The 12,435-nt window shown below is 62.3% G+C and carries 10 protein-coding genes; 5 read left to right on the forward strand and 5 right to left on the reverse strand.

The window, feature by feature from the left end:
- Positions 1-15: 15 nt before the first annotated feature.
- From P9254_RS26350 to P9254_RS26365, 4 genes are all read right to left on the reverse strand, one after another.
- Positions 16-1,338: an FAD-dependent oxidoreductase gene (locus tag P9254_RS26350; protein WP_278103908.1), complete on the reverse strand. Its 1,323-nt coding sequence runs from the start codon at positions 1,336-1,338 to the stop codon at positions 16-18.
- Entirely contained in the window at positions 1,239-2,030 is a 792-nt protein-coding gene (locus P9254_RS26355; protein WP_067327088.1) for a WecB/TagA/CpsF family glycosyltransferase, read from the reverse strand. The genes P9254_RS26350 and P9254_RS26355 overlap by 100 nt, the downstream gene beginning before the upstream one ends.
- A 557-nt stretch (positions 2,031-2,587) precedes the next feature.
- Positions 2,588-3,373 (reverse strand): SDR family oxidoreductase, encoded by a 786-nt coding sequence (locus P9254_RS26360; RefSeq protein WP_278054608.1) that lies wholly within the window; start codon positions 3,371-3,373, stop codon positions 2,588-2,590.
- A 17-nt stretch (positions 3,374-3,390) separates the two neighbouring features.
- Positions 3,391-4,122 carry a FadR/GntR family transcriptional regulator gene (locus P9254_RS26365; RefSeq protein WP_278054607.1) on the reverse strand — a complete coding sequence of 244 codons (732 nt, stop codon included), beginning with the start codon at positions 4,120-4,122 and terminating at the stop codon, positions 3,391-3,393.
- A 189-nt stretch (positions 4,123-4,311) separates the two neighbouring features.
- On the opposite strand from P9254_RS26365, the gene uxuA reads away from it, so the two are divergent.
- The 4 genes from uxuA to P9254_RS26385 all read left to right on the forward strand — a co-directional run bounded on the left by uxuA (position 4,312) and on the right by P9254_RS26385 (position 9,509).
- The gene (gene uxuA / locus P9254_RS26370; protein ID WP_278054605.1) at positions 4,312-5,496 is read left to right on the forward strand and encodes a mannonate dehydratase; all 1,185 of its coding nucleotides are present in this window, start codon (positions 4,312-4,314) and stop codon (positions 5,494-5,496) included.
- Positions 5,497-5,567: 71 nt separating this feature from the next.
- Complete coding sequence (locus tag P9254_RS26375) at positions 5,568-5,705, forward strand: MaoC/PaaZ C-terminal domain-containing protein (RefSeq protein WP_206628220.1); 138 nt, start codon at positions 5,568-5,570, stop codon at positions 5,703-5,705.
- A 139-nt stretch (positions 5,706-5,844) separates the two neighbouring features.
- Positions 5,845-7,089 (forward strand): MFS transporter, encoded by a 1,245-nt coding sequence (locus tag P9254_RS26380; RefSeq protein WP_067326274.1) that lies wholly within the window; start codon positions 5,845-5,847, stop codon positions 7,087-7,089.
- Between the two features lie 215 nt (positions 7,090-7,304).
- The gene (locus tag P9254_RS26385; protein WP_278054603.1) at positions 7,305-9,509 is read left to right on the forward strand and encodes a CHASE2 domain-containing protein; all 2,205 of its coding nucleotides are present in this window, start codon (positions 7,305-7,307) and stop codon (positions 9,507-9,509) included.
- Between the two features lie 175 nt (positions 9,510-9,684).
- On the opposite strand, the gene P9254_RS26390 is transcribed toward P9254_RS26385, so the two are convergent.
- On the reverse strand, positions 9,685-10,548 hold the full coding sequence (locus P9254_RS26390; protein WP_278054601.1) for a FecR family protein: 864 nt from the start codon (positions 10,546-10,548) through the stop codon (positions 9,685-9,687).
- 672 nt (positions 10,549-11,220) lie between these two features.
- Between P9254_RS26390 and P9254_RS26395 the strand changes: the two genes are divergently transcribed.
- Positions 11,221-12,435 carry a glycosyltransferase family protein gene (locus tag P9254_RS26395; RefSeq protein ID WP_127216455.1) on the forward strand — a complete coding sequence of 405 codons (1,215 nt, stop codon included), beginning with the start codon at positions 11,221-11,223 and terminating at the stop codon, positions 12,433-12,435.

A 12,435-nucleotide genomic window follows, 5' to 3' on the forward strand; every position in this document is an offset into this window, starting at 1 on the left:
CCGGCTTACCCGCAATCAGGTCACGGCTTCCACTTGCGGCCGCTTGAGACCGCGCAGCCGCGCGGCAAAGCTCGGGCTGAACTTGTCGATCTCGTGCAGGATGCGGCGACGGCTGAAATGAACCTGCCGGCGCGCGCGCCAGCGCAGGTCCGTGTCGATGGTCAAGCTGCGGCGGAAATTCGCCAACTCGAGCCCCCGTTCATCCATCGCCTGCTTCGTGGGATCATCATAGAAGGTGGCGATCTTCGCCGCCGCCATGCCGGGCGAGGCCATCCACTGCGGCACGTGCACCATGCACAGGCGCTCCACATCGGTGAGGAGGCGGCTGACGCCTGTTCCGGCGGCCGGACAGGATGTCTGATAGGCGTCTCCGATCAGGACGACGCCGTCGCGCTTGCAATTTTCGGCGACGGTGATGTCGGTGAGCCAGCTCGAAACGCGGTCGATGACCTCGAAATCGCCAAAGGTCTTGAGGAGTCCCGGAAGCGTTTCAATGAGCGTTTCGCGCGGGCGGTCGCGCAGCGCCTTGACCCACGGGTCGGTATGCTCCCGGAAAACAAAGAGGTTGGCGCGGGTAACGCCGCCGGCCGGGAAGAAGTTGAGGTAATCGATGCCGTCCGAAACGCGTTCGCCGTAATAGGTCAACGCCGGATGCTTGAACGCGTTTGCTCCCGCCGGCCGGACATTGAAACCGAAAGTCAGCGATTGGCGCTGGTGGACGAACCGGCGCTCGATGCCGACGTCGCGCCGCAGGATGTCGCCCATGCCGGTGGCGAGCACAAGCAGGCGAGCCGTCACATCCGGCTGCCCGATGATCGACACACGCTGCCGCTCTGGGCCGGCCTCCACAGCGCTCACCCTGCCGGCGACGAAGCGTACGGCCTTGGGCAGTTCGGCCCGCATCGCCGCGACGAGGTCGTCGTAAAAAATGCCGTAGTGGCGGGCTCGCGTGCGGTCGAGTACTCGCCCCTTGCGCACGTTGACGATCTCGTCGAATGCCGCGGCCGCCGTGGAAAGACTGTCGAGGAGGCCGATCCGGCGCAGCTTGTCGATTTGGTCGCCGGCGATCTTCTCGACACGGAACTCGCGCGGAAAAACGGGGTGGCGGTCGATCAATGTGACACGGTAGCCCGACCGGCCGAGGAGAGTCGCGGCAAGTGTCCCGGAGAGCCCGCCGCCGACGACAGCGATCTCCGTGTCGGTTCCCTCCGGCAGCGGACGAAGCGAATGTTCGGCTGTCATTGGGAATACCTCAACAGGGCATAAAGGGCACGCGGATTGGTGGTGAAGTAGCGCCAGAACAGCCGGCGCGGCTCCATCAACATGCGCCACAGCCATTCGAAACCCGCCTTCTGGACCCAGAGGGGGGCGCGCCGGACCTTGCCGGCAATATGGTCGAACAGCCCTCCGGAAGTCTTGATCACACCGACATTCGAGAGCCGCGAGCCAAAATCGCGGACAAAGATCTGCTCGCGCGGCACGCCGAGGCCGAGCCACAATATGTCCGGTGCAAGCGCGTCGATCTCTTCGAGCTTTTTCTCGAGCGCTTCGCCGGTGAGGTAGCCATGGCTATGGCCGACGATGCGCAGGCGCGGATAGCTGGCTTTGATGGCGGTCACGGCCTTGGCGTTCCCGGCCTCAGTCGATCCAAGCAGATAGAAGGTCGCGGCCTCGTTCTCGGCGAGCTTCGCCACATCGTGGAACAGATCGGTGGTGGCCACCCGTTCCGGCAACCGCGTGCGGCACAATAGGCGCGAGGCGAGAACAAGCGGCTGGCCGTCGGCGAAGATCTGGTCGGCTTCGCGGAAGAGGGCGGCGATCTCAGATTTCGCGCGAACCTGGGCGATGACGTCGCCGTTGGCGGAGGTGAAGTAGTAGGGACGGCTGCCATGGCGGTGCTGCCGCGCCGCCGCGAGCATCAGGCGGGCGGCGCCCTGCCGATCGATCACGGTGACAGGCAGCCCGCCAAGCTGCACCGTCGGCAATGCAGGCAGGTCCTGCCGGGAAGGGGCTGCTTCCAGCGCTGCCACGGCGGTCACGCTTGGACGTCCGGTCGAAGTCTGGTGCTGCAACCGGGGAAAACGAGAGGTCTCATGGTTCGCGGACGTCAGATGTTGGCTGGAGTGGAGCGGATCCGATCCGCCGGTCGTAGCGCTGTGTTGTTCAAAATCTCTTTTTGAAGTTTCTAAAACTTTTCGCATAGGAGAAGTCGCCCCACTCTCCGGTAGTTCAAACTACCTCCTTCATGGCACCATACCTAAAAAAATCAAAAAGTTAAGCGACATGTTAATAGTTAGTTAATATGGACAATTTGAATCGAAATATAAATCAGTTTAACCTTTTGACCTCGACTTCACTTGCTTTTTGGATGACTTTGAAGCTGCGTTTTCAACACGAATGCGATGCGATCGCCACTGGTGCGACCACATTGCAATGCCAACAAGCTCCTGATCTATCCTGGGTGATCCTGGGCCACGAAATAGTTGGTGAGGCGGGCAGCGACATGCATGGCGCCCGCCAGACGGGCAAAGCGGAAATCGTCCGGCGTCAGCTACTCCGGCAAAGGCCAAGACCGATCTTCATGGCTCTATTTCACACCGATGCCGGCGGTCAGGCCGCCGTCTATCTTGTAATCCGCGCCGGTGCAGAAGCTCGCTCTGGAAGAGCACAGAAAGGCGATGAGTTCGGCCACTTCTTCCGGTTCGCCGATGCGGCCAAGCGGATGCGCCGCACCGAAGCGCCTGTACGCTTCCTCGACATCGGCATCGCTGCCGGTTTCGCCACGCGCGGCCTTCTCCAGGATCGGTGTGCGGATCGAGCCTGGGCTGACCGAATTGACCCGGATGCCAGCCGCCGCGTAATCCAGCGCCAGCGAACGCGTCAGCGTGTGGATTGCGCCCTTGGTCGTGGCATAGGCGGCGACGTTCTGCTGGCAGGCGAAACCCTGCACCGAGGCGACATTGACGATGGCGCCGCCACCGCGGCGGATCATTTCGGGGATGCCGAAATGCGCCGTCAGGTAGATCGAGCCGACATTGACCGTCATCGCTCTGTTCCATGTTTCCCAGTCGGTCGTGGTCGCGGTTCCGTAGGGATGGACGGCCGCCGAATTGACGATCACGTCGAGGCCGCAGAACCGTGCGACCCCGGCAGCGACGGCATCGCGGACCTGGTCCGCCACGGAGACGTCGGTGTCGACGACCAGCGCGCCGGCTTCGGAACTTTCCAGCTCCGCTCTCATTGCCGCATTGGCCGAGCGGTCGATGCCGCAGGCGATGATCGCAGCACCCCCCGCGGCGAGGCGCCTGGCGGTTGCCAGACCGATTCCCGTGGTCCCCGTCACCAGGGCGACCTTGCCAACAAAATCCTTCATTGCGGGAACTCCTTCAGTCACGTGTCGGAACTCGGCTCTTCCGGCAGGAATCGCAGGGCGAAATCCAGATGGCGGCTCATCAGGTAGGCGTAGGCCACCCTGTCGCGCGCGCGCAGGGCGGCGACGATCTCGCCATGCGCGGCGCGGGTGTCGGCCAGGACCGGGCGCATCTCCTTGCCGATGGTCATGATCCGCAGGATCACCGGGGAAAGGAAGGAATACATGTCCGACAGCATGCGGTTGTCCGCCAGCCCGATCAACGCCATGTGGAAGTCGAAATCATTCTCGGCGGCTTCCTCGATCGAGCGGCTCTCGACGATCCGCGCGTTGACCGCGTCGAGCGCTTCGATCTGCTCGTTGGTGGCGTTGAGCACGATGTGGTCGCCGATGCCGACTTCAATGATGCGCCTGAAGCCTTGAATGTCGGCGAAGGAGGAGCGCGAGACATCCATATGCGCGGCAAAGAAATTCTGGATGGCGATGCCATGCCCGTCGGCGAGCACCGCCCCGACGCGGGGTTTAGGTTCGATCAGCCCGTAGGTCCGAATGGCGCGCAAAGCCTCGCGCACGGTGTTGCGACTGGTGCCGGTGATCTCGCTGAGCTCGCGCTCTGTGGGCAGCACGTCGCCGACATTCAGCTGCCGCGAGCGGATGAGATCGAGGATAAGCCCGGCCGCGGCATCGACCGCCGAACTGCCGCCGGGGTGCCGGCGGGCGACGCTCTCGCGCACGGCCTGAGAATTTTCCAATGACGATCTCCCAAATTGTTGGACCAGAATATCGCAAGATTCCGGGAAAACAATCGAGTTGGATGCGGTCTCGATCAGTTTGCCGGGCTACCTGTCGGCCATTAGGGCGTCCGATAAAGCCCAAATTGTCATTGACTCTCATCGTGGTCCAACAATAACTTGCCGCTCCCTCTCAAAGGAAGGCAGAAAATGGAGCAGTGCTGGCGTTGGTATGGCCCGGACGATCCGGTGACGCTGGATCACGTCAAGCAGGCCGGGGCGACCGGAATCGTCTCGGCGCTGCACGACATCTATGACGGGCGCGCCTGGCCGCTGGAAAACATCCTGGAGCGCAAGCGGATCATCGAGGCGGCGGGGCTGACCTGGTCGGTCGTCGAGAGCATCCCCGTCCACAACTCGATCAAGATCGGCTCGCCGGAACGGCTGCGCTATGTCGGCTTTTACAAGGATACGATCCGAGCGCTGGCGAAGGCCGGCATCGCGACGATCTGCTACAATTTCATGCCTGTGGTCGACTGGACCCGCACCGATCTGGCGTATCGCCTTCCGACGACGGGTTATGCATTGCGTTTCGACGCGATCGATTTCGCGGCCTACGACCTGTTCGTGCTGAAGCGACGGAATGCCGAGGCCGGCTACAGCGCCGCGCGCATCGCCGAAGCGGAAGCGCGATTGAAAGAGCTCAGCGACGAGAAAATCGACCGGATCGAGCGTAACCTTATCGCCGGACTGCCCGCCACCGAGCGCAGCTACAACCGGGACACTTTTCGCGAGGCCTTGGCCGAGTACGATTCGATTGGGCCAAGGGAATTGCGCGACAATCTCGCCTGGTTCCTGCGCGAGATTATTCCGGTCGCCGAACAGGAAGGGGTGCGCATGTGCATCCATCCCGACGATCCGCCCTTCTCGCTCTACGGCCTGCCGCGCATCGTTTCGACAGCTGAAGATGCGCGGTTCATTCTCAATGCCGTGGAGAGCCCGGAAAACGGGCTGACATTCTGCACAGGCTCCTACGGCACGCGCGCCGACAACGACATCGTTGCCATGGTCAAGGAGTTCGCCGACCGCATCCATTTCGTCCATCTGCGCAACGTCACCATCGAGGATGACGGCTCTTTCTATGAGGCCGAACATCTCGAGGGCGGCACCGACATGGCGCATGTCATCCTCGCCCTGATGCAGGAGGAAGCGCGCCGTCGGAAGGAAGGCCGCGCCGACTGGCGCATTCCGATGCGACCCGATCACGGACATCTACTCGCCGACGACATCGGCAAGACCAGGATCAATCCCGGCTATTCGCTGATCGGCAGGCTGAAGGGCCTCGCCGAACTGCGCGGCATCATGCGGGCCGTCGAACGGTTCGGGCTGGCATAGAATCGAAACTTTCCACCCACATTACCGGCGAGCGCAATTCGCTGCATAATGACCGCGCTGGCCGAGAATCGGTGTTCGGCAAGCCGATCCTCCACGGCGGCGTCAGTTCTGGTATTCTCAATGCCCTGGTCGCGGAGGATTTGCCCGGGCCCGGGACCGTCTTTCTCGAAATCGCATGGAAGTTCGTCAAGGCGGTCGGCGTTGAGTAGGCGATCATCGGACGCGTGGAGGTCAAGAAGTTGCGCCCCGACAAGCCGATCTGCAAGATCGAGACCAGCCTACGCAACGGCCAGGGGAGCTTTGTCCCACCGGCGCGGCGACCGTGTTGACCGTCCCGCTGCAAGGCGCATGAGCGCGGTGAGCGGCAGCCCGCTTGGCATGGCCGCCGACAGCGGCCGCTGGCGCGTGCTGTCGCTGCTTTGCCTGGCGGTCGTTCTGTCGCTGACCACCTGGTTTTCGGCGACCGCCATCCTGCCCGAACTGAGGCAGGAGCTTGCGCTCGGCGCCGGCGGGGAGGCCTGGCTGACCAACGGCGTTCAGGTCGGCTTCGTGATCGGCGCGCTGGGGGCGAGCCTGGTCAACCTTCCCGATTTGGTGCGGCTCAGCCGGCTGATGGCGGCCGCCGCTTTTGTCGCCGCGCTCGCCAATGCGAGCCTGCTGTTTCATCTCGGGCCGGGCGGCGTGATCGCCGCGCGTATTGTCACCGGCGCAGCACTTGCCGGCGTCTATCCGCCGGCGCTGAAGCTCGTCGCCACCTGGTTCACGCGCGACCGGGGGCTGGCGCTCGGCGCAGTCATAGGCGCGCTCACCATCGGCTCGGCGCTGCCGCATCTTTTTCGCGCTGTCCTGACCGCGCTCGACTGGCGGCCGGTGGTCGCGGCCGCCAGTCTAGCAACGACGGTCGGCGCGCTCCTGTTTCTCTTGTTCGCAAGGGAGGGGCCCTATCCTTTCGGCAAGGCGGTGTTCGAGCCATCGCGCATCGGGCAGGTGTTTCGCGAGCGGCCGCTGCTCCTGGCCAATCTCGGCTATCTCGGCCATATGTGGGAACTCTACGCCATGTGGGCGTGGCTGCTTGCCTATACGCGCTCGGCATTCGAGGCGCAGGCGATCGGATCGGCCGCTGCCGCCTCGCTTTCGACCTTCTTCGTCGTCGCCTCCGGCATCATTGGCTGCCTGTTGGGCGGCTATCTGTCGGACCGCATCGGCAGAACCGCGACCACCGCCGGCATGATGATCGTCTCGGGAAGCTGTGCGCTGCTGATGGGCTTCCTGTTTGCCGGGCCGCTTTGGCTCTTCATGCTGGTCGCCGTCGTCTGGGGTATTTCGGTGATCGGCGATTCGGCGCAATTCTCAGCCGCAGTGACCGAGCTCGGCGATCGCCGCTTCGTCGGCACGGCGCTGTCGGTGCAGCTTGGCGCTGGCTTTGCGCTGACGGTGCTCGCCATCTGGCTGACGCCGCGCTTCGCCGACTTCATCGGTGGCTGGCGCTGGGCCTTCCTGCTGCTGGTGCCGGGTCCGCTTCTTGGGGCGGCCGCTATGCTGTGGTTGCGAAACTTGCCGGAGAGCGAGAAAATGGCCGGCGGCCTCCGCTAGCGCTCTTGCTCCTCGACTGTCTAGCGCTGGAGCCGATTGAGAACTTCGTCGCTACGCAAATCGCCAGCGCACGGCCCGCGCTGCTCCGTTGGGCGTAAGGTTGGCGATTGCACATTTGCCGGGAACAATGCAGCCTAGCTTCGAGGCTCGAAAGCTGCCTCCCGGAGCGGGGCCATGCAGGCAGGATACGCGGCACAGTTACTGGTGCAGATGTCATGACACGCGCCCAGTTGGCCGGCGTCACCCTGGGTCTGTCGCTGGTCGCAGCGCTTACCATTGTCCGGGCGAGCGACCCGCAGCCGTTGAGACTCGCCCGCGAAGCGACGTTCGACCAGTATCAGAGGCTGGCACCTCGCCGCTTCGAGTCGATGCCCGTCCGCGTGGTGGACATCGACGAGGCCTCATTGCAGCAGTTCGGGCAGTGGCCGTGGCCCAGGGATCGCATGGCGGCCCTGGTCGAAAAGCTGACGGAGCTTGGTGCGGCAGCCATCGCATTCGACATTCTTTTCGCCGAGCCCGACCGTCTGTCGCCTCGCACTGTCCTCCGCGACGTGCCGGGCATCGATCCGGCCCTGCTCGACCGCCTGCCCGACAATGACGAGATCTTCGCCGGGTCGATCGCCGGCAAGCCAGTTATCCTGGGCTACGGCATCTCCAACGAAGGGAACTATCGGCCGCAAATCAAGGCTGGCATTGCCTTTATGGGCGAGAGCCCGATCGCTGCTCCTCCACCTATCAAGGCAGCCACGCCGCTGCGGCCGCAGCTTGAGGCCAATTCAGCCGGCATCGGACACATCAGCCTCAATCCCGGCAGATCGACCGCTGTGGTGAGGACAGCCCCACTCTTTCTGACTGATGGCGAGCAGCTTTATCCGGATCTTGCCCTCGAAGCCATAAGAGTAGCGCAGGGGGCCTCCACCTACCTCATTGCCGGCGCGCCGGATCGGCAGGGCATAATGACCTCCGTCAAGATCGGCGACTTCGTTATCCCGGTGACCTCGGCCGGCGAACTCTGGCTCTATGTCAGTCCCGACAGGGCCGAGCGTTATGTTTCGGCGAAGGACGTGCTTGCACCCGGCGGCGTCTCGTCCGAAACGAGGGCCGCGATCGAAGGCAGCATCGTGTTTGTCGGCACTTCGGCCGCCGGGCTGCAGGACATTCGTGTCACCGCGCTCGGTGAGAACGTGCCGGGCGTCTCGATCCACGCGCAGATCGTTGAACAGGTGCTGTCCGGCCACTATCTGTCTCGGCCTGATTGGGCAAACGGGCTGGAAATCGCGTCGATCGCGATGCTCGGCAGCCTCCTGGTGATTCTGACGATTTTCGTAAGCCCCGCGATTGCGCTCGCCTGCGGCCTTGCGATCACGGGACTGGCGCTCGTCGCATCATGGTTTGCCTTTTCGCTTGCGGGACTGCTGTTCGACCCGTTTGCGCCGATCCTCATGGGCACGATCACGCATTTCGCGACAACCTCTTTCCGCTTCCTGGTGACTGATCGAGAGCGGCGCGCGATCCGGCGGGCCTTCGGTCAGTATTTGTCGCCATCGCTTCTCTACCGGATCGAGCACACGCGCGACGCGCTTCGTCTTGGCGGCGACGACCGAGAGCTGACCGTGATGTTTGTCGATGTGCGAAACTTCACGGAGATCAGCGAAAGACTGCCGCCCACCGCCGTCGTGCGGTTTTTGAACACGCTTCTCGACGCGCTCAGCCGTCATGTCACCGCCAATGAAGGCACGCTCGACAAGTTCATCGGCGATTCGATCATGGCCTTTTGGAATGCCCCGGTCGACGTCACCGATCATCCCCGCAAAGCCGCTCGCGCGGCATTGGCGATGCGCGAGACGATTGCCCGCCTCAACGAAAGCGATGCATTCGGATTCGGGGCCGGGCAGACGGTTCGCATCGGTATCGGAATCCATACCGGCGTCGCCTGTGTCGGAAATATGGGCGCGGAATCGCGTTTCAACTATTCGGCCGTTGGCGACGCGGTGAACATCGCAGCGCGTATCGAGACAACGTGCAAGACGGTGAGTTTCGATATCCTCGCGTCCGACGACACAGTAAGATCGCTGCAAGGCTGGGCCTTGCTCGACGCGGGATCGCTGGAACTCAAGGGAAAGAGCACGAGGACCAGAATCAATGCCGTCGTAGGCGATGAAAACGTTGGGTCGTCGCCGGATTTTGCCGAATTGCGGCTTCTCCACGGCAAGCTCGTGGAGGCGTTGCAATCGCGCTTGCCAGGCACCCGAAAGATGATCGCGGCGGCCAAAGTCAAGGCTGCGGGCCTGCCGACAGGGTTGCAGGAATTCTATGGCCGGATCTCGCGCAGAGCGGATGATTTTGTTGGCAAGCGGGCGGGAGCGGCGATGGAAGCGAATGCCGGCTATGCGGAGCAACAATTCGGCTCCGGTTCCTGACCTTCATTGATGTAGGGCGGTCGACCGCTCGACTCGGTGGTGTTCAAGGGCAACAATTTCGTCCACCCCGACGTAGGGGCGAGTTGGCCCAGACCGGTTGGCGAAGTCAGATACGGACGCGCCGAGAAAAAGAGCGGCTATCCGCTGCTCTTGCCACTGCCGGCCACCCCTGCCGCTACTTTTTGCCAGGACCCTTGGATTTTCCGGGATTGCTGGGATCGTGCTTGCCCGGATCATTTCCATGGCCGTTGTTGCCGTCATCTTTGTCGCCCCGCGGCGGGCTCGGCGGATCGGGGGTGCCCGGACTGGGTGGTGCCGGTGAGTTGCGCCGCTCCGGCCGCGCCGTATGCTCCTGCTGAATGGCAGCCGTAAGCCCGCAATTTCCGCCGATTGCGTCAAAGCCTCCCGAGAGCTGCTGATTGCCGGTCAGAAACGGCAATGCCCGCGAGGTGCCGAGTGTGGTGAGCACAGATCGATTGACCTTGATAACGTCGGACATCGCGCCTGACGGCGTCGCGACCACGCAATCGCAGCGCCGCTTCAGTTCCCTGCATCCGCCGCCGCTGCAGAATCGGGCCGACCCCTTCAGCAGCACGACGGCGGTTTTGCCGTTGGGCGCGATGTGGACATCGAATGCTGTTCCCCGCACGCCTATTGTGCCTGCGGGCGTCACAATCTGGTAGGCGGACGAAGGCGAGTTCCCGCTTATCCAGCGAAACGTTCCCTTGGCAGCGCGGATGGTGAGCTTCTTCACCGAATTATCATCGTTGAAGACGTATTTGTCGAGGACGACGGAAGAACCCCACCCCACCGCCAGCTTGGTGCCATCCCGGAACACGAATTGGCCAAGCCCGGTATTGGATGTCCTGATTCGTTCGTCCCGATGAACGGGTGCGCTGACCACCAGTGGTCCGGTTGCGCCGGTAACGGCAGTCTTGATCACGACTGCCTGGCCCACTGCTTCGGCGGCTATGGTCGGTGTCGCATTGATGAGATTCGCGGCAAGCGCGACAACTGCAGCCCACCTCAAGGACGGCATGGCATCCTCTCCGAAACGGCTTTATTAGCACATTCTTGAAAGACTGTCCCCGCGGAGTCATACCTCAATTTGAGTAGGATATGGCTCTTTCGCTTGGGCGACGCTCGAAGGCACAATCGTCGACGTTAGGTCCTGCGCTTGGGTGGGCCGCGCGGGTTGCCCCCTCGCTCATCGGGTCGGAGGTGGGATAACGCCAATGCTGTTACTGAATTCGTCTGGCTGAGGGACAAGGCGATGTTCTGCGTGGGCGGCGCGAGAGCGCCCGCATCTGGGGCATCGATCATGGTTTGTGTCGGCGCGCTGTCTTTGAAGATCTTCAGCCCATTCTTGGGCAGTTTAGCCGCGTCGGCCACGAGGGAGGAGCGCCATCGCCCTGGCCGCTTTTCTGAAAGCAAGCAATCGGCCAGCCCGCGACCCGTCTCGATACAAGTGCATGTATCCGCCGTGATCTATCTGCAGCGCACGAGGCCGACAAGGCAAATAGGCTGGGCATCGCATCCAATGTGCATAGCAGCTGAGCAGACGCTGCTCAGCATATGAACCCTCTTGGGTAATATAATTTGAAAAAATTGCTCCCTCATGTTCAAAACAGGTCGATAGACCTGCGAGACATGGGTTCGAATCCTGCGGGGGCCCGCGGTCCTCAGGCGAGAATTCTAAAGAGGTTCGACAATGACCCAGCACGTACAAGATGCTCGAATTCTCATGTACAGCCACGACACGTTCGGGCTCGGCCACTTGCAGCGCTGCCGCACGATCGCGCATTCCCTGGTCGAGGATTTCCACGGACTTCAGGTGCTTATCATTTCGGGCGCGCCTATCGCCGGCGCCTTCGACTACCGCGCCCGCGTCGACTTCGTGAAGATCCCGAGCGTCATCAAGTTGCGCAACGGCGAATACACCTCGCTGGAAAAAGATATCGATCTGCATGAGACGCTAAGAATGCGCCAGTCGATCATTCGCCACACAGCCGAGACGTTTCGGCCGGATATCTTCATCGTCGACAAGGAACCGCTCGGGCTGCGCGGTGAGATCGAGGACACGCTGTCCTACCTCAAGACGCGAGGCACTACGCTGGTGCTTGGCCTGCGCGAGGTGATGGATGCGCCGCATCTGCTGGAAGCAGAGTGGGAACGCAGGGATGTGATGCGCAAGATAGGCCTGTTCTACGACAAGGTCTGGGCCTACGGTCCGCCGGATTTTTACGATCCGTTGACCGGCCTGGATGTGCCGCCGGCTATCAGGGCAAAGATGAAGTTCGTCGGTTTCCTGCAACGGAGCCTGCAGAAGAACGAGTTGCCCGGCCACCGCCCCGAGGGCGACTATATCCTCGTTACGACCGGTGGCGGCGGCGACGGCGCCGATCTGATCCACAACGTTATCGATGCCTATCAGCAGGATCCGCAATTGCAGCATAGGGCGTTGATCGTGCTTGGGCCCTACATGCCGGCGCGCAAGCGCAACAAGTTTCTTAAGAAGGGGTCCAAAATCCCGTATATCAAGATCATCGAATTCGACAACCGCATGGAAGAGCTGATTGCCGGCGCCAAGGCGGTAGTGGCGATGGGCGGTTACAACACCTATTGCGAGATACTGTCCTTCGACAAGCCGGCGCTGATCGTGCCGCGCATCAAGCCGCGCGAGGAGCAACTGATCCGCGCACGGCGAGCAGCCGAACTCGGTCTCATCAAGATGCTTTCGCCGGAAGAAGCCGAGGATTCCCAGCGGTTTGCCGATACACTGAAGGTGCTGCCGGATCGGCCCCGCCCATCGCAGAGCAATCCGCATCTGAGGCTGGAAGGGCTGCCTCATATTTCCGCGATCGTCGCGGAACTGCTCGACAGGCAGGCCGGCCATCATCTTTCGGTCATTGAAGGCATCAACTGA

This window comes from Mesorhizobium sp. WSM4983 (genome assembly GCF_029625765.1).
Lineage (GTDB): Bacteria > Pseudomonadota > Alphaproteobacteria > Rhizobiales > Rhizobiaceae > Mesorhizobium.